Source organism: Micromonospora sp. WMMD967 (genome assembly GCF_029626165.1).
Lineage (GTDB): Bacteria > Actinomycetota > Actinomycetes > Mycobacteriales > Micromonosporaceae > Micromonospora > Micromonospora taraxaci.
The window spans coordinates 282,607-304,883 of sequence record NZ_JARUBK010000001.1 but is presented as its reverse complement, the minus strand read 5'-3'; the positions used below and the strand labels follow the sequence as shown (position 1 = coordinate 304,883).

Annotated in this window: 15 protein-coding genes and 1 riboswitch; of the genes, 9 read left to right on the top strand and 6 right to left on the bottom strand. The window is 71.8% G+C overall.

Annotated features, from left to right (window positions below; translation table 11 throughout):
- Positions 1 to 17: 17 nt before the first annotated feature.
- Positions 18 to 2,819, bottom strand: coding sequence for a BTAD domain-containing putative transcriptional regulator (locus O7631_RS01395; protein ID WP_278142678.1), 2,802 nt, complete (start codon positions 2,817 to 2,819; stop codon positions 18 to 20).
- A gap of 173 nt (positions 2,820 to 2,992) precedes the next feature.
- On the opposite strand from O7631_RS01395, the gene O7631_RS01390 reads away from it, so the two are divergent.
- Both O7631_RS01390 and O7631_RS01385 read left to right on the top strand, forming a co-directional pair.
- A complete protein-coding gene (locus O7631_RS01390) occupies positions 2,993 to 3,565 on the top strand; it encodes a peptidoglycan-binding domain-containing protein (RefSeq protein ID WP_278142677.1) in 573 nt (190 codons plus the stop codon).
- A gap of 160 nt (positions 3,566 to 3,725) precedes the next feature.
- A complete protein-coding gene (locus O7631_RS01385; protein ID WP_278142676.1) occupies positions 3,726 to 4,688 on the top strand; it encodes an aldo/keto reductase in 963 nt (320 codons plus the stop codon).
- 164 nt (positions 4,689 to 4,852) lie between these two features.
- Here O7631_RS01385 and O7631_RS01380 read toward each other — a convergent pair whose 3' ends face one another.
- Positions 4,853 to 5,449: a hypothetical protein gene (locus tag O7631_RS01380; protein ID WP_278142675.1), complete on the bottom strand. Its 597-nt coding sequence runs from the start codon at positions 5,447 to 5,449 to the stop codon at positions 4,853 to 4,855.
- 71 nt (positions 5,450 to 5,520) lie between these two features.
- On the bottom strand, positions 5,521 to 11,349 hold the full coding sequence (locus tag O7631_RS01375; RefSeq protein ID WP_278142674.1) for a ThuA domain-containing protein: 5,829 nt from the start codon (positions 11,347 to 11,349) through the stop codon (positions 5,521 to 5,523).
- Positions 11,350 to 11,650: 301 nt separating this feature from the next.
- Positions 11,651 to 11,760: riboswitch (TPP riboswitch) on the top strand.
- On the opposite strand from O7631_RS01375, the gene thiE reads away from it, so the two are divergent.
- The 7 genes from thiE to thiC all read left to right on the top strand — a co-directional run bounded on the left by thiE (position 11,755) and on the right by thiC (position 17,763).
- On the top strand, positions 11,755 to 12,381 hold the full coding sequence (gene thiE, locus O7631_RS01370; protein WP_278142673.1) for a thiamine phosphate synthase: 627 nt from the start codon (positions 11,755 to 11,757) through the stop codon (positions 12,379 to 12,381). (Overlaps the previous riboswitch by 6 nt.)
- Positions 12,378 to 13,535, top strand: a complete 1,158-nt coding sequence (gene thiO, locus O7631_RS01365; protein WP_278147811.1) for a glycine oxidase ThiO — start codon at positions 12,378 to 12,380, stop codon at positions 13,533 to 13,535. Before thiE ends, thiO begins: the two co-directional genes overlap by 4 nt.
- The gene (gene thiS, locus O7631_RS01360) at positions 13,526 to 13,726 is read left to right on the top strand and encodes a sulfur carrier protein ThiS (protein ID WP_278142672.1); all 201 of its coding nucleotides are present in this window, start codon (positions 13,526 to 13,528) and stop codon (positions 13,724 to 13,726) included. Before thiO ends, thiS begins: the two co-directional genes overlap by 10 nt.
- Positions 13,723 to 14,502 carry a thiazole synthase gene (locus O7631_RS01355; protein WP_278142671.1) on the top strand — a complete coding sequence of 260 codons (780 nt, stop codon included), beginning with the start codon at positions 13,723 to 13,725 and terminating at the stop codon, positions 14,500 to 14,502. The genes thiS and O7631_RS01355 overlap by 4 nt, the downstream gene beginning before the upstream one ends.
- Positions 14,503 to 14,603: 101 nt before the next feature.
- Complete coding sequence (locus O7631_RS01350; RefSeq protein WP_347403534.1) at positions 14,604 to 15,371, top strand: thiamine phosphate synthase; 768 nt, start codon at positions 14,604 to 14,606, stop codon at positions 15,369 to 15,371.
- Positions 15,368 to 16,153, top strand: a complete 786-nt coding sequence (thiD, locus tag O7631_RS01345; protein WP_278142669.1) for a bifunctional hydroxymethylpyrimidine kinase/phosphomethylpyrimidine kinase — start codon at positions 15,368 to 15,370, stop codon at positions 16,151 to 16,153. The genes O7631_RS01350 and thiD overlap by 4 nt, the downstream gene beginning before the upstream one ends.
- A 17-nt stretch (positions 16,154 to 16,170) precedes the next feature.
- Entirely contained in the window at positions 16,171 to 17,763 is a 1,593-nt protein-coding gene (thiC, locus tag O7631_RS01340; RefSeq protein ID WP_269682320.1) for a phosphomethylpyrimidine synthase ThiC, read from the top strand.
- 177 nt (positions 17,764 to 17,940) lie between these two features.
- Here the strand turns inward: thiC and O7631_RS01335 are convergent, their stop codons facing one another.
- The 3 genes from O7631_RS01335 to O7631_RS01325 form a co-directional block, all read right to left on the bottom strand.
- Positions 17,941 to 20,943: a hypothetical protein gene (locus tag O7631_RS01335; RefSeq protein ID WP_278142668.1), complete on the bottom strand. Its 3,003-nt coding sequence runs from the start codon at positions 20,941 to 20,943 to the stop codon at positions 17,941 to 17,943.
- A gap of 77 nt (positions 20,944 to 21,020) precedes the next feature.
- Positions 21,021 to 21,329, bottom strand: a complete 309-nt coding sequence (locus O7631_RS01330; RefSeq protein ID WP_278142667.1) for a cupin — start codon at positions 21,327 to 21,329, stop codon at positions 21,021 to 21,023.
- Entirely contained in the window at positions 21,326 to 22,276 is a 951-nt protein-coding gene (locus O7631_RS01325; RefSeq protein WP_278142666.1) for an LLM class F420-dependent oxidoreductase, read from the bottom strand. Before O7631_RS01325 ends, O7631_RS01330 begins: the two co-directional genes overlap by 4 nt.
- Position 22,277 lies beyond the last annotated feature (1 nt).

Here is a 22,277-nt window from a genome sequence, read left to right as displayed (position 1 = left end):
TCAGGCTCTGACACCGACTAGGACGGAGGCAGGCGTTCGAGGCGGCGGCGGGCCTCCGCGGCGGCGGGGTCGCCCACGTCCTCGTAGATGCGCACGGCCTGGTGCCAGGCGAAGGAGGCAGCGGGCAGGTCGCCCATCCCTTCCCGGGTGTCACCGAGTCGGATGAGGGTCTCCGCCTCGTGGTAGCGGTCGGCTGAGTCGCGGAAGAGCTGGATCGCCTGCTCGTAGCAGTCGGCCGCGCGGTCGCGTTCACCGAGGCGGTCGTAGGCGAAGCCGAGGCTGTCGAGCGTCGCGGCCTGGCCGTTGCGATCGTCGCTCTGTCGTTGCTGGTCGAGCGCTTCGGTGCAGCTCTCGATGGCCTGGGCGTAATCGCCGGTGCTGGCCAGCAGCCAACCGATCGCGTTGAGTGTCCGAGCTTCACCCGAACGGTTGCCGGCCAGGCGGTAGAGCCGTAACGCCTCGCGACCATGCGCGAGGGCCTCGTCGAACCGGCCGTCCAGATAGCAGAGTTCACAGTAGTTGTGCAGCGTCTGCGCCCGACCGGTCGGATCACCGAGGCGTTCGTGCAGCTCGAGCGCGCGCCTCAGCCGGTGCTCGGCGGCATCTCGGTCGCCGAGTCGGGTCAGTGCACGGGAGAGCAACCGGTTGGCGGCAGCCTGACCGGCGAGGTCGTCGATCTTCTCCGCGGCGGCCAGCGCGACCCGTTGGATGTCGAGCTGGTCCTGCCACAGGCCGCGCGGCGCGACGAAGGTGTTCAACGCCCAAGCGACCTGCCAGGCGTACGCGTCGAACCCGGTCTCGGCAGCCTGCCGAACCACCCGGATCAGCACCCGGTGCTCCGCCGTGAACCAGGCGAGCGCGCCGCCGTGATCGGTCACCGGCCGCCGGGCGGGTACGGGCAGCGGCGGCACCGGCTCGATCGGGGGCCACTGCGGCTGGAGCAGTAGCGCGGCCGGATAGGCGGCGTGCAGGTAGTGGTCGTACAGGCGCTGTCGGGCGTCGGCGCGTTCGTCGGCGCGCTCCGACGACTCGGCGAGCTCGGCGGCGTAGGCGCGGAGGAGATCGTGGAAGGCGTAGCGGCCAGGCGCGTGCTCGGCCAGCAGATTGAGCCGGGTCAACTCCCGCAGTCGTGGCGTGACGGCTGCGGTGGGCATGCCCGCGAGTGCCGCGGCTGCGGCGGCGGTCAGATCCGGGCCTGGATGCAGCCCCAGCAGAGTGAACAATCGGGCCGCTTCCCGCCCCAGGGCCAGGTACGACCAGGAGAAGACGCGCCGCACGTCGCCGTCGGCCAACACGTCGAGCCGTGCCTCGGTGGAGTGCAACTCGGCGGCGATGGCACCGAGCGGGAACGACGGATGGGTGGCGACGCGTGCCGCCACTATCGCCAGCGCCAGCGGAAGCCGGCCGGCGGCCTCGACGATGTCGGCCACCGCGGCTGGCTCGGAGGAGAGGCGGCCGACCCCGAGCCGGCCGGCGAGCAGGCTCGTCGACTCCTCCGCTGTGAGCACGCCCAGTGTCAACGGCACCGCGCACTCGGCGGCGATCAGGCCGTCGAGTCGGTCACGGCTGGTGACCACGACCATGCAGCGACCGGCTCCGGGCAACAGGGCGCGAACCTGGGCGGAGTCGCGGGCGTTGTCGAGCACCACGAGCATCCGACGGGAGGCCAGCAGGCTGCGGTAGAGACCGGTCCGGGCCTCCAAGCCGGCGGGTATGCGGTTGTGGGGCATGCCGAGCGCTTCGAGGAATTCGGACAGGGCGTCGAGTGGGGACACCACCCCGGCCTCGTCGTAACCCCGGAGGTTGACGTAGAGCTGGCCGTCGGGGAAGCGGTCTGCGACCCGGTGCGCCCAGTGCAGGGCCAGGGCGGTCTTGCCGACTCCAGCCATGCCGGACACCGCCGAGATGACCCCTGTGCTCGACCCCTGTGCACCGCCGTCCAGTAGCGCGTCGAGGTTGGCCAGCTCGACGCTGCGGCCGACGAACTCCGGTACCGCGCGCGGCAACTGCTCGGGGCGGAGGACCTGCGGCCCCGGCACCGGCCCGTCCGACCCCGATGGCGGTGGCGCTGCCAACTCCGGTCGGTGATGCAGGATGTCGTCGTACACCTTGATGAGTTCCGGTGCGGGATCGAGGCCGGTCGCCTCCGCCAGCGCCTGCCGAGCCTGCCGGAAGGCGTCCACGGCGCCGGCCATGTCTCCGATGCGGTACAGGCCCACCATCAGCTGCCCCCAGGCCCGCTGCCGCAGCGGGTGCAGGTCGAGCAGGGCCCGCAGTCGGCGTACCACGTCGGCCGGTGCGCCGAGTGCCAGCAACGCCTCGGCGTGGTCCTCCTCGACGAGCAGCCGGCGTTCCTCGAACTGCGCGACCCTCCGGGCGAACACCGCACGCAGGGGCAGGTCCGACAGGGGCGCCCCGCGCCACAGGCCCAGCGCGGCGGAGAGTTCGGCCTCGGCACGCTCCGCATCGCTGGCGATGAGGGCGTCGCGCCCTCGGGCCGCCGCGGTGTCGAAGAGGTCCAGGTCCCGCTCGTCGGGGCCCACCCGGAGCACGTATCCGCCCGCCACGGCGGTTATCCCGTCCCAGGACGCCCCGTCGCCCAGCGACTGCCGCAGCCCTCGCACGTAGGTGCGCAGGTTCGAAGCCGCCGACGCCGGCTCGTCGTCGCCCCACAGCATCGAGGTCAACTCGTTGACGCCGACGACCTCGTTCGGGCGCAGCAACAGCGTGGCCAACAGGAGACGCTGTTTCACCGAGCCCAGCGGAACCGGTCGGCCCTCGCGGTACACCCGGAACGGACCGAGGATGTCGAAACGCAACCAGGCACCTCACAGGTGGGCGTTGCAATCCGTCGCGACGCGTACCGCACCGGGATGACGGGGCGGGCGGGTGGCCTGTACGCCAGTTGTGCGGCGGATGTGCCGGGCCCACCTTACCTTTCAACAGTTCCATCGCCCATCCGAAGTAGACACTCGCTCAGGCAAGGAGATGCATGTCTTCGCTTCACTCCGTCCGCCGCGTACTCCGTAGGGCTGCCGTTCCCGCAGTCGGCGCGGCACTGGCCATCGGCATCAACGTCACGCTCGCCACGCCGGCTGCGGCCAGCGGCTCCTACACCGGCCTGGCGTACGTCCACGGCACCGGTGGGGTGTCCGACGACTTCGATGACGAGGGCGTCGTCAACGTCGGCACTCACCGCAGCTCGAACGTCACCTGCCTGTGGCAGACCGTCCTGTGGGCAAACGGCTACCTGCCCTCGTCCGGGATCGATGGCATCTTCGGCGACCAGACCGACGCCGCGACGAGGAACTTCCAGCGCGACAAGGGTCTGGGCGCGGACGGCTCGGCTGGCCGCAACAGCTGGACGAAGGCCGGCGACAAGCTCGCGCAGACCGACGACCAGAACGGGTGGCGGTACGTGGTGTACCGCGGGGCTAAGGGTTCCCGCAGCTCGTACAGCGCGCACGAGTTCGTCCTGCAGCGGTCGCCCGACGGGAACTTCAGGTTCTACCCGCCGCAGGGCGGCGGTCCCTACTGGGCCACCTACAACAGCCGTTCCTGCTGATCTCCAACTCTGCGTCTCCGGGGCCGCTGCGCGCTGATCGCTCGGCGGCCCCAGGCGGGCGAGGCCGTCGGCCCTGGCCCACCGGCATCGCCCTGAGCTGGTCAGTGAGGTGTGCTCGGTTGAGCCGCCGCCGCTGTGGGGCGCGTCCGGCCGGCATAGGGTGGATCTCGTGACTGAGATGACCTATCGCCGGCTGGGCGACTCCGGGCTCGTGGTTTCCGTTGTCGGCATCGGCTGCAACAACTTCGGCCGCAAGCTGGACCTCGACGGCACCCGGGCGGTGGTGGACGCGGCCGTGGACGCCGGGATCAACCTGTTCGACACCGCCGACATCTACGGTGAACCGCAGGGCGGCTCCGAGGAGCTGCTCGGGCAGGCGCTCAAGGGCCGCCGGGACGACGTGGTGGTGGCCACCAAGTTCGGCATGGACATGAACGGCCTCAACGGGCCGGACTTCGGTGCCCGTGGCGCACGCCGCTACATCGCGCGCGCGGTGGAGGCGTCACTGCGCCGGCTCGGCACCGACCACATCGACCTGTACCAGATGCACGAGCCCGACCCGGGCACCCCGATCGACGAGACCCTCGCGGCCCTGGACGACCTGGTGCGCGACGGCAAGGTGCGGTACCTGGGCAACTCCAACTTCGCCGGCTGGCAGATCGCCGACGCGGACTGGGTCGCCTCGTCCAACGGTCGGGCCCGCTTCATCAGCGCGCAGAACCACTACAGCCTGGTGGAGCGGTCCGTGGAGGCCGAGGTGATCCCGGCGTGTGAGCGGTTCGGTCTCGGCATGCTGCCGTTCTTCCCGCTCGCCAACGGGCTGCTCACGGGCAAGTACAAGCGCAGTGAGCAGCCCCCGGCCGGGAGCCGGCTCTCCGGCGGTGGCCGGTACGCGGAGCGGCTCGCCGCAGCCGACTGGGACACCATTGAGGCGATCGAGGCGTACGCGGCCGAGCGGGGTCTGAGCATGCTCCAGGTGGCGATCGGTGGGTTGGCCGCCCAGCCGGCGGTGACCTCGGTGATCGCCGGTGCCACCACGCCGGAGCAGGTCCTCGCCAACGCCGCCGCCGGCACCTGGGAGCCCAGCGACGAGGACCTGGCCGCGCTGCGCGCCATCCTCTGAGCGCTGCCGGTTCGTTGATCGAGGGCGCGCGCCGCGCTTGATCCACCCGCGTTCCTTGAAGTCGGGGTGACCTGTCGCGCGGGACACCCCGACTTCAAGGAAGCCGAGACGCGACAGGGCCGGGCCGCTGTCGCGGCCCGGCCCTGTCGACTACTGCCGATGGATCAGTTGGTGGTGCGGCGGCGGCCGAACAACATGGCCACCACCATCGCCAAGGCGACGAGAACCAGGCCGGCTGCCGCGAACGGCCACCAGCCCGCACCGCCCTCGCCGTCCGCCGGCTTGTTCACCGCGACCGGCTCGGGCGCGGGCGGAGTCTGCGCGGCGCGGGCCTGCACCGTTGCGGTGGCCTTGCCGGACAGCGGGGCGGGGGAGTTGACGGTCACCTTCCACGTGCCGGCGGTGAGCACCTTGCCGCTGCTGTAGAAACCCTGCCCTTCGGGCTGCGGCTCCAACTGCACCGGCCCGACCTTCTGCCCGTCCGGGCCGGTGGCCGTGAGGACCAGTCGCACCACCTGGTCCAGCCGACGCCCGTCGGGGTAGGTGGCCTGGATGGTGACCCCCTCGGCGCCGTCACCGGCCACCACGAGCTTGAGCTTGTCGGCCTGCGCCGCCGGGGCGGCCTGAGCGGCCTGCGCCGCCGGGGCGGCCTGAGCGGCCTGCGCCGCCGGGGCGGCCTGAGCGGCCGCCGGGGCAGCGGCGAACACCGTCAGAGCCAGTCCGACGAACACGGCGGCCAACACCTTGCGGATACCCGTCACGGACATCTCCTCACTACGGATGAGGGAGGCCCCTCCCCGACGCCGCAGCGTCGGAGAGGGGCCTCGTCGGATCAGAGCTGGCGACCGGGCGCGAGCCGGGTGGCATCGCCACCGAGCCGACCGGTGCCCTTGACCGATTCGCCGTCGTTCGCCTTGACCCCGGCCTTACTGGCCGCCCCGCCGAGCCGGACGATCATGGCATCGGCGTCCCGGATCAGAACGTCCCGGACCTCCGCCTCGCCCACCAGAGCGGTGTCGGAGGCGAGCGTCCGGAACGCGGTCAGCTGCCGCACCGCCGCCTTGTCGTCGCCGGCCGCCTCGGACTTGCGGACGGCGTCGAGCTTGTTGGTCAGCTGCTTGTGCGCCTTGGCCGAGAGCCGACCCGTCGCCTTGAACCGGTCCAGCAGACCCTGCATGTCCCGGAACGAGGTGGTGACGAAGAACCGGACCGTCGAGGTGGTCTCGTTGCCCGCCTTGTCGGTCGCGGTCACGGTCAGCTCGTGCAGGCCGAGCGACAGCTCGTACATGGCCTGCAGGGTGCCGCTGGCGTACGCCTGGCCGTCCAGCTTGCCGACCACCGTCGCGATGCCCGAGGTCGGGTCGACAGCCTGCCAGGACACCCGGACGTCCTGGCTGTCACCGTAGAGCTGGCCGTCGGCGATACCGGAGACCAGCAGCGTCGGCTTGGTGCCGTCGATCTTCAAGATCGCCGACTTGAGCGTCTCGACGTTGCCCGCCTTGTCGGTCGAGCGGTACAGCAGCTCGTGCTGCCCGTCACCGGTCACCTCGACCGGCGTCGTGTACGGCGTCCACGCGCCACCGTCGAGCGACCACTCCACCGTCTTGACACCGGAACCGGCGTCGGTGGAGGCCAGCACGACCGGGATCGTGCCGTTGTGCCAGCCGGCGTCGTTCGCCGGAGCGAACGTCGCTGTGGTCACCGGCGCAGTGGCGTCGATCTTGGCCGAGACGGTCTTGGTCGCCTCCACGTTGCCGGCCTTGTCGGTCGAGCGGAACCGCAGCTCGTGCTCGCCGTCACCGGTGACCTCCACCGGGGCGGTGTACGCCGTCCAGGTGGTGGCCCCGTCCAGCTGGTACTCGGTGCTGGCGAGCCCGCTACCGCCGGCCTCGTCGGCGGCGGTGAGGGTCACCGTCACCGGCCCGGTGTACCACCCCTCGGTCGGGGTGCCGGACACCGACGCCGTGGTCACCGGCGCGGTCTCGTCGGCCACCTTCGTGCTCAACCGGAAGTAGTCGAACGCGGCGGTCTTCGAGGCCGTCTGGTTGGCGCCGAGGGTGAACAACCCGACCTTCGGGGTGGCACCCACAGCGGTGTTGGTCAGCGCCTCCAACGCGGTCCAGGTCGTCCCGTCGGCCGAGTACGACGCGGTGAACGTGTCACCGGTGCGGGCCAACCGGAGGTGCCACACGGCACTGGTCAGGCTGGTCACCTCCGGCTGCGGGTTCTGGACCGCCCCGCCGATCTCGCTGCGGAACTCGATCCGCCGCGTCACCGCCGAGCCGGCCTGGTTGTCCGCGATGAAGTCGAACTTCAGGTAGTTGTCGTCGTCGGCCTGCACGAGCAGACCGGCCTGCTGGTACTGCTCGTTCAGCAGGCTGCCGTCGACCTTGGTCTCCAGGGTCCAGTCGCCCGACGGCGCGGTCTGGAGGATGAAGTTCTTCGGCCCGGTGTTGTCGGTGCCGTAGATGTCACCGTTGGGCACGTCGATGCGCAGCGCGCCACCGGTGACCCGGTAACCGGTCGGGTCCTCCCGGAGGATCGCGTCCCACCGGCACTTGTCCAGCGTGTCACCGTTGAACTCGTCCGACGGGTCGACCGGGCCGGCCGGAGCGTCCGGCGTGACCTGGAACGAATCGAAGGCCGCGTTCACGACCGGCGCCTCGGTGCCGCCGTTGAGGGCGAAGACCCCGATGCGCGGGTTGGTGATGCCGGCGAGCGCGGCCGAACGGCCGACCGGGGTGAAGGTCTGCCCGTCGGCCGAGACGGCCGCGGTCAGGTTCGTCCCGTCGCTGGTGACCCGCAGGTACACGGTGTCACCGGCAGGTGCGTTGGTGGCGTCGGCGGCCTCGTTGCGAGGCGTGCCGGCGGTCTCCCGGATGAACTCCACCCGACGGCTGCCGTTGTACAGCAGGTCCACCTTGGCGTAGTTGTCATCGTCGCCGTACACCAGCAGACCTGCCTGCTGGTAGTTGGCCGTCACCGGGAGGGTGACCTTGGTGGTCATCTCCCAGGCGCCGGTCGGCGCCGGCTGGAGCACCAGGTTGGTGGCGTCGTTGCGAGCGCCGTAGAGGTCACCCACCGCGGTGGGCAGTTGGAGCGCGCCGCCACTGAGCGAGTAGAGCTGGTTCTCCCGGACGACGCTCCAGCGCTCCTTGTCGAGGCTGTTGCCGTTGAAGTCGTCCGAACGCGCCCCGAAGCAGGACGTGTCCGGAGCGTCGACCCGCACCGGCACCGTGGCGTACGCCTTGGCGCCCTTGCTGTCGGTCACCGTGAGGGTGGCCGTGAAGGTGCCCGCCGTGGTGTAGGTGTGGCTGGCGTCCACAGTGGTCGCCGTGCCTCCGTCACCGAAGTCCCAGGCGTACGTCAACGGGGTGTCCCCCTCGGCGTCGGTGGCCGTGCCGTCGAACGCGACGGTGACCGGTGCGGTGCCGGTGGCCGGGGTGGCCGTGGCACTGACCACCGGCGGCGCGTTCTCGGTGACACCGCGACCGACGAAGTCCATCCAGTTGACGTTGAACAGCGAACCGGAGCCGCCGTTCGGGTCACGGGCCAGGAAGTACAGCGAGCCGCTCGCGGCACCGGTGACCGGCGCGCTCACGTCCGTGTACGTCTGCCACCCGCCGGTCGCCGGCACGGTGGCCGTCGCGACCACCGGTCCGTCGACAGCACCCGCGCGGACCTCGATCCGACCACCTGCGGCGGCCGAGGCAGCCCGGAAGCGGATCTCGGTGATGTTGGTCAGGTCCGCCGGAGCGACCGACCACCAGTCACCGTCCTCGATGAACGCGATGCTCTGCCCGCCGCCGGCGGTGTCGGTGGCGGCTTCCCGCTGCACGCCGGCGTCGCCGCCGCCGGTGCTCACCGGAGCGCGCCCGGTGGCGGTGAAGTACTCGGCCTGCTTCTGCTTCGGCTGCAGGACCTCGATCTGCCGGCCGGTCAGAGCACCGGACCCGCCAGCACCACCCTCGTCGGTGTAGGTGGCCTCGAAGACCGCGAAGACGTTCGCCTCGGCGCCGTGCCCGGAGGCGAGCGACGTCTGGACGGTGCCGGTGCAGCCGGTGTGCTGCTCCAACGGGTGGGCGTGCTCGTCGTGACCGAGCAGCACCTGCAGACCGACCTTGGCGCAGTCGATCTCCCCGTCCTCGGGGTCGGTCACCTTGATCGAGTAACGGACCTGGTCGCCCCAGTTGAAGAAGCCGCCGTCCGGTGGGAACTCGATGGAGACCGTCGGAGCGGTGTTGCCCACGGTCACCGGCACGTTGGCCACCGCGGTCCGACCCTTGGGGTTGGTGACGGTGAGCTGGGCCGTGTAGTTGCCCGCCGTGGCGTACGTGTGCGTCGGGTTGGCCTCGGTCGAGGTCTGCCCGTCGCCGAACGTCCAGGCGTAGGTGAGTGCCCCACCGTCCGGGTCCCGGGAGCCGGCGCTGGAGAACGTGACGGTCAACGGCGCCGGACCCGAGGTCGGGTTGGCGGACGCCGCCGCGATCGGGGCACGGTCACCGGCGGTGTAGTCGATCCGGTAGACGCCGGAGTTGTCGTTGTTGCCGCCGAAGCCGCTGCCCCACTCGATCAGGTACAGCGCGCCGTCCGGGCCGAACTCGAAGTCCATCGGCCGGATCATGCTCATGCCGGTGAGCAGCTGGTTGATGTCCACGAGCGACTTGCCGTCGGCAGTCACCTGCATCGTGTACATCTTGTTCTGGTTCCACTCGCCGAGCAGAGCCTTACCGTCGTAGTACGCCGGCCACTTCCGGTTGGAGTTGAGGTCGGCGTCGTAGCGGTAGACCGGGCCACCCATCGGGGCGCCACCGCCGCCGATCTCCGGGTAGCGCGCGTCACCGGCGTACCCGTAGTCGACGGTCGCGGGGACGACCGGCGGGAGGTTGGTCAGGCCGGTGTTGTTGGGCGAGTTGTTGACCGGTGCGGCGCAGTCGAACTTCGGGCCGCTCGGACCGGACGGGAACGTGTAGTCGTTGTAGGCCTCGTTCGTGCCCGTGCAGTACGGCCAGCCGTAGTTGCCCGGGGTGACGATGTTCCACTCGACCAGACCACGGGGGCCCCGGTTCGGGTTGTCCGAGTTGGCGTCCGGTCCGTAGTCCGCCACGTACAACGTGTTGGTCTTGGGGTCGGTGCCGATCCGGAACGGGTTGCGGAAGCCCATCGCGTAGATCTCGGGACGGGTCTTCTCGGTGCCGGCCGGGAAGAGGTTGCCCGACGGGACCGTGTACGTCCCGTCGTCCTCCGGGTGGATCCGGATCACCTTGCCGCGCAGGTCGTTGGTGTTGGCGGAGGTGCGCTGCGCGTCGTAGTCCTGGCGGCCCGCCCGCTCGTCGATCGGGGAGTACGAGTTCGACTCGAACGGGTTGGTGTTGTCACCGGTGGCCAGGTAGAGGTTGCCGTCGCTGTCGAAGGCCATGCTGCCGCCGGCGTGGCAGCAGGTGTTGCGCTGGGTGTCGACCCGTAGCACCTGCTTCTCACTGGCCAGGTTGATGGTGTCACCGGTCACCGTGAAGCGGGACAGCAGGTTGCGGGTGACCCCGTCGTTCGGGGCGTAGTAGAGATACACCCAGTTGTTGGTCGCGAAGTCCGGGTCGAGCCGGATGCCGATCAGGCCGTCCTCGTTGCCGGTGAAGACGTCCAGGTCGACGGCGGTGACGGTGTTGCCGGTGTCCGGCTTCACGATCTGCACGCGACCGTCGCGCTCGATGTAGAAGACGCGCCCGTCGGGGGCGATGTCCAGCTCCATCGGGTTGCTGGTGTTGCTGTCCAGCGTGACCTTCTCGAAGTTCGAGGTCTTCGAGGCGCCGCAGTCGGCGTTCTCGACGCCGGCCGCGGTCCGGATGCCGCCGAGCAGGTGGGAGAGGAACTGGGGCTCGGCGTACGACTCCCGGGTGTGCCCCAGGCCCGTGTACCAGGACCGGCCACCGTCGTAGTCCTGACACCAGGCGACCGGGTGGTCCGCACCCATCGCGCCGGCGCCCGGGGTGTAGCTCTTCTCGTCCAGGCTGGCCAGCACGTGGACGTCCGGCCGGGGGTTGGACTGGTAGTTGTACCACTCGTCGAACCGGGACCAGCGGTCCGGCAGACCGGCCGTGGACGGGTGGGCGTGATCCTCCACCTTGACCGTGGCGGTCTGGTTCTGCGGGTGGTTGGCGAAGTACGCGCCGACCAGGTCGCCGTACCAGGCCCAGCTGTACTCGGTGTCCGACGCGGCGTGGATGCCGACGTAGCCGCCGCCGGCCTGCACGTAGCGCTCGAACGCCGCCTGCTGCTCGGCGTTGAGCACGTCACCGGTGGTGGAGAGCCAGATCACCGCCTTGTACTTCGCCAGGTTGGCGTCGTTGAATGCGGCGCCGTCCTCGGAGTTGTCAACGGTGAATCCGTTGGCGGCGCCGAGTTGCTGGATGGCGGCGATGCCGGTGGGGATGGAGTCGTGCCGGAAGCCGGCGGTCTTGGAGAAGATCAGGACGGAGAAGGGATCGGCCGCTGCCTTTGGTGCCTTGGGCACCACCTGGCTGACCGGGGCGGCGGCTGGCGCCTCCCGTGGGGGGACCTGGGCGGCTGCCTGGGCAGGCGTGCCGAACAGGGTGGTCGAGGCCATGGCCAGGGAGATCAGGGTTGCGGTGATGGGTACGCGGGCACGACGAGAACGGGACACGCCGCCTCCTGTGTCGTAGTGACAGAGCTCGCGGGAGTCGGCTCGCCGAACGCCCTCCCTCATGGAGCCGGTGGTGACGCCGTGCCAGGGTGCCCCCACCGACATTTTGTCGAATCGCTGAACAAATTAATTCGGCTGGCTCGATGTCGGGCAAGATGCAGACGGGTAACGGTTCTGCAACGGCGGGCGACATTCCGAACAGGACCGTATGAAGTGCCCCATCGATCTTGCTCGTCGCGGCCGGCCCGGACGCCGCCGAACCCGCCTTGGCAGACCGACGGAACTGTCGTACGGTGACACGCAAGTAACCCACGGGAGCCCGGTGCACCGGGCTGAGAGGGGGGCTGACAGCCCCCGACCGTCGAACCTGATCCGGGTAATGCCGGCGCAGGGAGGAGTGTTGCCGTGCCGTACCTGGGGCGACTGCATCTGATCACCGACACCCGACCCGGGCGTGACCCGCTCACAGTGGTCCGGGCCGCCCTCACGGCCGCCCGTGCCGACCTGGTGGTGCAGGTCCGGGTCGAGGATTCCGCCACCGACCGCGAGGCGTACGACCTGGCCCGGCGGGTGCTGGCGCTCTGCGACCCGTACGAGGCGACCTGCCTGGTCAACGACCGGTTGCACGTGGCGCTCGCGGTCGGTGCCGCCGGCGGGCACGTCGGTGCCGACGACCTGCCGGTCGCCGCCGCCCGCCGGGTGCTCGGCCCCGCCGGAGTGCTCGGCGCCACCGCCCGCGCTCCGGGCACGGCCAGCGAGGCGGTCGCGGCCGGAGCCAGCTACCTGGGCGTCGGGCCGTGCCACACCACCAGCACCAAGTCCGGCCTACCCGATCCCATCGGGCCCGCCGGGGTACGCGCCGTCGTCGACGCCGTCGACGTGCCGGTCATCGCGATCGGCGGAGTGACCGCCGCGCGGGTGCCGGCGCTGCGGGCGGCCGGCGCGTACGGGGTGGCGGTCGTCGGTGCCCTCTCCGCTGCCGCCGATCCCGTGCGGGCGACGGCCCAGCTGATCGAGGCGCTGACGTGCTGACCGGCCGGTTCCCGTCACCGCCGTCGCGCGACCGGGTCCGGCCGGATGTGGCGGTGGTGGGGGCGGGACCGATCGGGCTGTCCATCGCCTGGCGCTGCGCCGCCCGAGGGCTGCGGGTGGTCGTACACGATCCGGCACCCGGTTCGGGGGCCTCCGCGGTGGCCGCCGGCATGCTCTCCCCGGTCGCCGAGGCGTACTTCGGTGAGCGGCAGTTGACCGACCTGCTCCTGGCCTCCGCTGAGCGCTGGCCGGGCTTCGCCGCCGAGGTGACCGAGATGACCGGCGTCGACATCGGCTACCGGACCGAGGGCACCCTGATGGTCGGCCTGACCGGCGACGACCTGGCCGAGGCGCGCCGGCTGTGGGCGTACCAACAGGGGTTGGGTCTGCCGGTGACCCCGCTGCGCCCCAGCGAGCTGCGCGACCGCGAGCCGGCGCTCGCCCCGAGGGTGCGCGGCGGCGCGCTCGCGCCCACCGACCACCAGGTGGACCCACGGCTGCTGGTGCCGGCACTGCGCGCGGCGGCGCAGCAGGCCGGCGCGGCGCTGGTGCCGCAACCGGTTCGGCAGTTGTCCGACGTGGACGCTCGGGTGACGGTGGTCGCCGCCGGCTGCGGCGCCGCGGCACTCACCGGTCTGCCGGTGCGGCCGGTCAAGGGCCAGATCCTCCGGCTCCGTGCGCCCGACGGCGTCGCGCCGGGCTTCCGGCACGTGATCCGGGGGTACGCCGACGGCGAACCCGTCTACCTCGTGCCCCGTGCCGACGGGGAGGTCGTGCTCGGCGCGACCGTCGAGGAACGGGCGGACACCACAGTCACCGCCGGTGCCGTGCAGCGGCTGCTCCGCGCCGGAGTCGACCTGCTGCCGGAACTGGCCGAGTACGACCTGGTCGAGGCCGTTGCCGGGCTGCGCCCGGGTACGCCGGACAACGCGCCGATCCTCGGGCCGCTGCCCGGCCGACCGGACGTCCTGGCCGCCACCGGGCATCACCGGCACGGCATCGTGCTCGCCCCGATCACCGCCGACCTCATCGCGGACCTGGTGCTCGACGGCGTGACCGACCCGCTGCTCGCGCCGTTCCGGGCCGACCGGTTTCTCGGCCTGACAGCCGGCGGCAGCCCTGATCGCACCACGGAGGGGGACCAGTGGAGTTGACGGTCAACGGAGCCGGACGCGACGTGCCCGGCGGCACGTCCGTCGCCGACCTGGTGCGCGACATCGTGCCCGAACAGCGTGGGGTGGCGGTCGCTGTCAACGGGGAGGTCGTACCCCGCGCGGGTTGGCCGGCCACGGCGTTGCGCGACGGCGACCGGGTCGAGGTGCTCACCGCGGCGCAGGGCGGGTGAGCGGCATGTCGTTCGAACTGGGCGGGGAGACGTTCACCTCGCGGCTGATCCTCGGCACCGGCGGCGCAGCGAACCTGCACGTCCTGGAGCAGGCGATCCGGGCGTCCGGCACCGAGCTGGTCACGCTCGCGTTGCGTCGGGTGGGCACCGCGCCCGGCTCCAGCGGCGGACTGTTGGACCTGCTGGACCGGTGCGGGGTACGACTGCTGCCGAACACCGCCGGCTGCCACACCGCGACCGAGGCGGTCAAGGTGGCCCGGCTGGCCCGGGACGCGTTCGACACGGACTGGGTCAAGTTGGAGGTGATCGGCGACGAGCGCACGCTGCTGCCCGACGGGGTGGAGTTGCTCCGCGCCGCCGAGGAGCTGGTCGCCGACGGCTTCACAGTGCTGCCGTACACCAGCGACGACCCGGTGCTGGCCCGCCGCCTCGCCGACGTGGGCTGCGCGGCGGTGATGCCGGCCGGCTCACCGATCGGCTCGGGGCTCGGCATCGGCAACCCGCACCACATCCGGCTCATCCGGCAGGGCGTGGACGTGCCGGTGATCCTCGATGCGGGCATCGGCACCGCCTCCGACGCCGCCCTGGCCATGGAGTTGGGCTGCGACGGGGTGCTGCTGGCCAGCGCCGTCACCCGGGCCGCCGACCCGGTGGCGATGGCGACCGCGATGCGGTACGCGGTCGAGGCGGGACACCTGGCCGCCGGGGCCGGCCGGATCGCCCGACGTTTCCACGCGCTCGCCTCCACTCCCGACGAGGGAAGACCCGACCTGTGACCGGGCCCGACGGGCGCGCCCCCTCAGCTTCCCACCCGGCATCCCGCCCGGCGGCAGATCTTGGAAGCAATCCGCCCCTGGAGGGGCCCGTTCCTGCCAAGATCCCGTTGGGGGTTGTTGTTCTCACCGACCGGCTCGTGGCGCAGGGCGGGCTCGACCGGGTCGTGGCGGGAGCCGTCGCCGGGGGAGTGCGCTGGGTGGTGCTGCGGGAGAAGGACCTGCCCCGCGCCGAACGCGCCGCCCTGGCCGCCGACCTGCGCGCGATCCTCGCCGACGTCGGCGGGACCCTCGTCGTGGCCGGTCCCGACCCGCTCGGGGGCGACGCTGTCCACCTCCCGGCCGCCGGCCCGTACCCACCACCGACCCACACGGTGGTCGGCCGCTCCTGCCACGACGAGAACGAGCTGACCCGCCTGACCACCGAGCACTACGCCACGGTCTCCCCGGTCTGGCATACGAAGACAAAACCGGGCTATGGCCCACCCCTGGGTGTTGCGGCGCTGGGCAACCTGGTCCGCGCCAGCCCGGTGCCCCTGCTCGCCCTCGGCGGAGTCGAGACACCAGAACACGTAACCGCCTGCGTCAAGGCGGGAGCAGCAGGCGTAGCCGTCCTTGGCGCGATCATGCGAGCCCAAGACCCCGCCGAGGCGTCAGCGAGCCTGACCAGCGCATTTGTAGAGGCGGTCACCCCGGTGCTGACCCAAACCCGGCGCGGGGTCACACAGGTCTCCGAGTCAGGGCTGCGGCCGACCGTGCCCACGCAGGGATCAAGCCTGACCGCCCGGAGTGGGCACGGTCGGCCGCAGCCCCCAACCGCAACCACAAAAAGTCGGCCGCAGCCCCCAACCGCAACCAGGGAAAGAAAATGACCCCGCAAACACTGCTGACCATCGCCGGCTCGGACTCCGGCGGCGGCGCGGGAATCCAGGCCGACCTCAAGGTCTTCGCGGCGCTGGGCGCGTACGGCACCAGCGTCCTCACGGCGGTCACCGCGCAGAACACCCGGGGTGTCGACGCCGTCCTGCCGATGCCTCCGCGCACTGTCACCGAGCAGTTGGACAGCGTGCTCGCCGACTTCACCGTCGCCGCCGTGAAGACGGGAATGCTCGGTACCCCCGCCGTCGCCGACGCGGTGGCCGAGGCGGCCCGGGCCGGCCGGCTGCCCCACCTCGTCGTCGACCCGGTGCTGGTCGCCACCAGTGGTCACCGGCTCGGCGTGGTGGGCGCTGTGGAACGGCTGCTGCCGTACGCCACTGTGGCGACGCCGAACTGCGCGGAGGCCGCGGCCATCACCGGACGCCCGGTCGACGACGTGGCCGGGATGGTCGTCGCCGCCGAGGCGCTCGCGGCCGGCGGACCTGACTACGTGGTGGTCACCGGCGGCGACCTGGACGGCGGCGAGGCGGTCGACGTGCTGCACGGCGACGGCGTCACCACTCTGCTGCGCGCGCCACGGGTGGACACGCGGCACACCCACGGCACCGGGTGTTCGTTCTCGGCGGCGATCGCGGTGCGGCTCGCGCTGGGCGATCCGGTGCCGGCGGCGGTGGGGGCCGCCAAGGAGTACGTGCTCCGCGCGCTGGATGGCGCGCGGAGTTGGGAGCTGGGCGCGGGACGCGGACCGCTGAACCACTTCGGCTGGTCCGCTTGATCACCAGGGAGGCTGTCATGCAGGCACGAGGCAAGGTGTACGTCGAGGGTTCCCGGCCGGACGTGCGGGTGCCGTTCGCGGAGGTGGAGCTGACCGGGGACCATCCGCCGGTGCGGCTCTACGACACGTCCGGTCCGGGGTCGGACCCGTCGGTGGGGTTGCCCGCCTTGCGAGGGCCGTGGATCGCCGAGCGGGGTGACGTGGCACCGGTACGGGGTGCGGGCACTCCACTGGCCGGTGTGGACGGTCGTCGACCCACCCAGCTCGCGTACGCGCGGGCCGGTGTGGTGACGCCCGAGATGGAGTTCGTGGCGATCCGGGAGAACGTCGACCCGGAACTCGTGCGCGCCGAGATCGCCGCCGGCCGGGCGGTGCTGCCCCTCAACGTCAACCACCCGGAGTGTGAACCGGCGATCATCGGCAAGGCGTTCCTGGTCAAGGTGAACGCCAACATCGGTACCTCGGCGGTCAGCTCATCGGTGGCCGAGGAGGTGGAGAAGCTGACCTGGGCCACCCGGTGGGGCGCGGACACGGTGATGGACCTGTCCACCGGTAAGCGGATCCACGAGACCCGGGAGGCGATCGTGCGGAACTCGCCGGTGCCGATCGGGACCGTGCCGATCTACCAGGCCCTGGAGAAGGTCGGCGGCGACCCGGTGAAGCTGAGCTGGGAGGTGTTCCGGGACACCGTCATCGAGCAGGCCGAGCAGGGCGTGGACTACATGACGGTGCACGCGGGCGTGCTCCTGCCGTACGTGCCGCTGGCCGTGGACCGGGTCACCGGGATCGTGTCGCGCGGCGGCTCGATCATGGCGGCCTGGTGCCTGGCGCACCACGAGGAGAACTTCCTCTACACCAACTTCGCGGAGCTGTGCGCGATCCTCGCGAAGTACGACGTGACGTTCTCCCTCGGTGACGGGCTGCGCCCCGGTTCGATCGCGGACGCCAACGACGAGGCGCAGTTCGCCGAGCTGCGCACCCTCGGCGAGCTCACCAAGGTCGCCTGGGAGTACGACGTCCAGGTGATGATCGAGGGCCCGGGTCACGTACCGATGCACAAGATCAAGGAGAACGTGGATCTCCAGCAGGAGTGGTGCCACGAGGCGCCGTTCTACACGCTCGGGCCGCTGACCACCGACATCGCGCCGGCCTACGACCACATCACCTCGGCGATCGGCGCCGCGATGATCGGCATGTTCGGCACCGCGATGCTCTGCTACGTCACCCCGAAGGAGCACCTCGGCCTGCCGGACCGCGACGACGTGAAGGCGGGCGTGATCGCGTACAAGATCGCCGCGCACGCCGCGGACCTGGCCAAGGGGCACCCGGGGGCGCAGGCGTGGGACGACGCGCTGTCCAAGGCGCGGTTCGAGTTCCGCTGGGAGGACCAGTTCAACCTCTCACTGGACCCGGAGACCGCGCGGTCGTACCACGATGCGACGCTGCCCGCCGAGCCGGCGAAGACGGCGCACTTCTGCTCGATGTGCGGCCCGAAGTTCTGCTCCATGAAGATCACCCAGGAGCTCAAGGAGTACGCGGCACGCGGCATGAAGGACAAGTCGGAGGAGTTCGTCTCCGGCGGTGGCCGGGTCTACCTCCCGCTGGCCTGACCGAGCGACAGCCGGCGCGACCCGGCCCGGTTCGGCCGCGCCTGGTCGGCCCGGCCCGGTGCTGCCGCGCCTGGTCGGCTCGGCCGGGCAGGTGATCGACTCGGGTTCACTGGTGTCGCGGTGTCCAGCCGTTCGGGATGGCCCGACTTCAGTGAACCCGAGTGGATCACGCAGGTCTCACTCGCGGTGGTGCCGGCCGGTGGAGCGCAGCGAACGGCGGGCGTTCCCCTGCTCCGGCTCGTTGTCCGACACCGGCTTGCTCAGGCCCGCGACCCAGTCGACGAACTCCTCGTCCTGAGCCGGCAGCGGCTCCGTCGCGCCTTCCGGATCCTGGTGCTCCTCGCTCCGGGACCGGTTGCGGCGGAAGAGGCCACCGAGCCGTCCGCGCCGGGAAGGCTGTTCCGCCACCTTGCCGGCCGTCGGCGTGGCATCGCCGCCGGCCGGGTCGTCGGTGTCGGCGGCGGAACCGGCCCTGGCCGGCGCGACCGGGAACTCCACGGCGCTCGGGTTCTCGGACGGAGACGATGGTGCGCTGCTGTCGGCCGGGCTGGAACGGTCCGGCGACTCGGCAGATCTGGTACGCCGGCTCGTGTCGAAGGCGTTCCAGGTGCTGGCCCGGCTCAGGTCCGGCAGCGGCGCCCGGTGTCGCGGCCTCGGCATCTGATCGGTCGACGCCTCCGGCCCGGTCGGCGCGTCCGAAGCCGTCGACTCCTGCCCGGGCGCCTGCGGCGGCACCGTCCAGGCCGGGGTGACCGGCCAGGGCGATCGTGCAGGCGTCCACCGGTCGGTGTCCGAGTTACCGGAGGTCGGGATCCCGAACAGCCCAGCGGTGGAACGGTCCTCCGTGGCCTTCTGCGCGTCGCCGGCGTCGCCGGCCCGTTCGGCAGCGGACGCACTGGGCGGGTCCGCCGGTGACGCGGAGGAACTGGCGGCTGCGGTGGCCGGTGTCGCGGTGGTTGCCGCGGACGGCGGCGCGGTGGGGTCCGTGGTTGCGCCGACCGGTGTACGCGGCGATCCCGCCTTCGGGTCGGCCACCTTCGACGTCGGGCTGGCGGCCGGTTGGGGCTTCGCTGCTGCTGCCTTCCTGATGTCGGCCGCGTCCTTCTTGCTGGCGGCCGTGGTGCGCGGCGGGCTGGCCGTCTCGGCCTCCGAGCCAGGTGCGGCCGGTGCCTCGGTGGTGCCGGGTGCGACGGTCGAGTTCGCTGCCGTCGGGCGGGTCGGGGAGGCCTTGGCCTCCGGGTCGGAAGCTGTGCCTCCGCTCGCGTCGCTGAGCACCGGAGTGTCGGCCGGGGTGCCGAAACCGGTGCGGTCGGCCGACGTGCCGGGCCGGGTGACCTTCCTGGTGCGCCCGGTGGTCGTCTCGTCGGTGTCCCTCGACTCGGTCGGCGAGGCGCCAGGAGAGTCAGGTGTGGCCTCCGAACTGACCTTCGGCTTACGCGTCCGGCGTGGCTTGAGCGGTGCCGCCGCATCACCGGCGCCCGTGCTGGCTGCGCCCGTGCTGGCTACGCCCGTGCTGGCCATGCCTGTGCTCAGTGCGCCGGTCGTGCCCTTGTCGACTGCGTCGACCGCGCCGGTCCTGCCCTTGTCGACTGCGCCGGCCGCACCGGTTGTGCCTGTGCTGGTCGTGCCGGCGCTGGTCGAACCGACGTTGGTCGTGCTGGCGCCCCGGCCGTCGGTGGGTCGGCCCTCCGAGCGTGGTGTCGAGCTGTCGGTCGGCTCGCCGTCGGCAGAGCCGGCCGCCGGAGCGGCGGCACCCGGGCGCCCGCCCTTCGCGCTGGCCGCCGCTGCACCGGTCGCTGCTGCACCGGTCGCTGCTGCGCTGGTCGGGGCGGTGCTGGTCGGGGCGGTGCTGGTCGGGGCGGTGCTGGTCGCCGCTGCACCGGGTGCGGCGGTGTCGGTCGGGCCGCTGACCTCGGTGGTGGCCGGACGCTCGGTGTCGGCCGAGGAGGTGTCCCCCTCCGGGATCGGCCTGCGGGTCCGCGTGTCGGCGGTGAACTCACCGGTCGGATCGGTCAGCCAGGATGCGGGCTTGGTCAGCGTGTCAGGGGTTGCCGCAGTGGCGGGGGCCGGACCGTGTTGGCCGCTCGCGGTGGTCGTCGGCCAGTCCCAGTGGGCCGGGACGGTGCGTACACCATCGGAGCCTTCGGCGGCCCACGGACCTGGGACGACGGTGGCCGGCTTGGTGTCGGTGGGCGGCTCCACGGCGGTGCGTTCGGCGGCGGCCGGCCCGTTCGGCGCATCCGTCGACGCCGTGCCCGGCAGTTCCGGGCCCGGGGGCAGCGGGCGCAGGATGTCGGAGGGCTCGATCGCCTCCGGGCCCGTGGTACGGGCGCCGGCCGGCCACCGCAGCAGCGCGGCTGCCGCCGCGCCGAGCGCGCCGGCGAGGATCGCGATCAAGGAGGCGTAGTAGGGGGTGGCCTGGTAGCGGTCCACCGCGTCACCCGGGCCTGCGGTCAGGTACGCGAATGCCACCAGCACCGGCCCGGCGACTCCGGTGGCTCCGCTGACCAGTGGCGCCTGGCCCCGCCAACGGGCCAGCCCGGCGGTCGCCCCGCCGGCCAGCAGCGCCACGATGGGCAGCAGGAGCAGCGCCAGCCGTTGCGCGGCGGCGTCGTCCAGCCAGCTCGGCTCAAGGACGCCGAGCCGGACCGTCGGCAGTGGGCCGGTCGTGCCGAGCGACGGCAGCACCGAGATCAGTGCGAGCAGCCAGACCGCGCCGGCGACGGCCGCCATGTTCCAGCCCAGCTCGGGCCGGAGCAGGACAGCGATCGCCGCGCCCGCTCCGATCACCGCGCCGAGGACGGCGCAGATTCCCACCGCCCACACCGGATCCACCGAGATCAACTCGGCGGCACGGGCGGGCTGCATGCAGAGCGGAGCGATGACTGTGGCACCGAGCGCCGCCGCACCGCCGATCGCCAACTGGCGGCCCGTGCTGGGCGGCGGCGCGTCGCGGCGAGCGAGGCGTCCGGTCAGGACGGCACCGACGACGGCGGCGTTCGCGGCGAACCAGCCAACCCAGACGAGCTGGCTCGGCCACTGGTTGACGGTCGTACCGGTGAAGGCGCCGGTCAGCCGGACGATGCCGAAACCGTACGCGACGCCGAGCTGGCCGGCCCCGGCCAGCACACTCACGCCGAGCGCCGTGAGCAGCAGTCTGCCCCAGGTCCGAAAGGCCATGTCGGGCACGTTACGCACCTGGTACACCCGACCGCCACCGGCGCGCCGCGCGGCGCGCCGGCCCGCGCTCGGCGGGTCTACTTGAGTTCGACCAGCCGGGCCAGGTAAGTCGTGTCTCCGACATTGGTGAGCATATGTACTGCGCCCGGGTCGCGGTAGACCACGCCGCCGGTGGGTTCGTCGGCGTCGATCAGGGTGCCGTCCACGGTCTGTACGACGTTCTTCGCGCCCTCGATCGCCACCACCAGGTAGGGGTGGTCATGCCGGTGCAGCGGCTGCCGCTCGCCGGGCTCGAGGCGGATGTGCCAGACCCGGACCCGGTCGTTCTCGAACACGATCTCCTGGCCCACCGGGCCGAGTTCGGTCCCGTCGATCACGTCGGTCATCGTTCTCCGTCCAGTTGGGGAAGCACCTCGGCGGCGATCAGTTCGAGGTGGTCGAGGTCGTCGAAGTCGATCAGGCGGAGGTGTACGCGGGTGGCGCCGATCGCGGCGAACTCGCCGATCCGCTGCGCGAGCTGCGCGGGTGAGCCGACCACCGGGTCCTCCGGGGGCAGCGCGCTCTTCTCGTGCAGGGGTGCCGCGCGCCGGCGGGCCTCCTCGTCGGTTCGGCCGACGGCCACGACGATCCCGGCCGAGAGCACCAGCGGTGCCCGCCCGGACTCCGTCCGCCCGGTGCGCTCGCACGCCTCCCGTACCCGGTCGTAGGCCTCGGCGGTCTCCGCGACGGACTTGAACGGCATGTTGAACTCGTCGGCGTACCGGGCGGCCAGCTCCGGGGTGCGTTTGGGCCCGCGACCGCCGACGATGATCGGCGGCCCGGGCACCTGCACCGGCTTGGGCAGGGCGGGCGCGTCCACCAACCGGTAGTGGTCGCCGGTGAAGCTGTAGGTCTCGCCGGACGGGGTTCCCCACAGCCCGGTGATCACCTCAAGCTGTTCGGCCAGCCGGTCGAAGCGTTCGCCGACCGCCGGGAACGGAATGCCGTACGAGGTGTGCTCGCGCTCGTACCAGCCGGCGCCGATGCCCAGGTCGACGCGGCCGCCGCTCATCTGGTCGACCTGCGCGACCATCACCGCGAGTGGACCGGGCAGCCGGAAGGTGGCCGACGTCACCAGGGTGCCGAGCCGGATCCGTTCGGTCTCGCGGGCCAGCGCGGCGAGGGTCAGCCAGGCGTCCGTCGGGCCGGGCAGGCCCGGGTCGGCGCCCATCGACTGGTAGTGGTCGGCGCGCAGGAAACCCTCGTAACCGCAGGCCTCGACCAGTCGGGCGAACCGAAGTTGGGTGTCGTAGGTGGCGCCCCGATTGGGTTCGGTGAAGACCGACACCCGCATG

Bases quoted from the DNA above. Each gene is read 5' to 3' on its own strand.
- O7631_RS01330 (WP_278142667.1), bottom strand. From the start codon at position 21,329: ATGACCGACGTGATCGACGGGACCGAACTCGGCCCGGTGGGCCAGGAG.
- thiC (WP_269682320.1), top strand. From the start codon at position 16,171: ATGCAGGCACGAGGCAAGGTGTACGTCGAGGGTTCCCGGCCGGACGTG.
- O7631_RS01335 (WP_278142668.1), bottom strand. From the start codon at position 20,943: ATGGCCTTTCGGACCTGGGGCAGACTGCTGCTCACGGCGCTCGGCGTG.
- O7631_RS01325 (WP_278142666.1), bottom strand. From the start codon at position 22,276: ATGCGGGTGTCGGTCTTCACCGAACCCAATCGGGGCGCCACCTACGAC.
- O7631_RS01390 (WP_278142677.1), top strand. From the start codon at position 2,993: ATGTCTTCGCTTCACTCCGTCCGCCGCGTACTCCGTAGGGCTGCCGTT.
- thiD (WP_278142669.1), top strand. From the start codon at position 15,368: ATGACCCCGCAAACACTGCTGACCATCGCCGGCTCGGACTCCGGCGGC.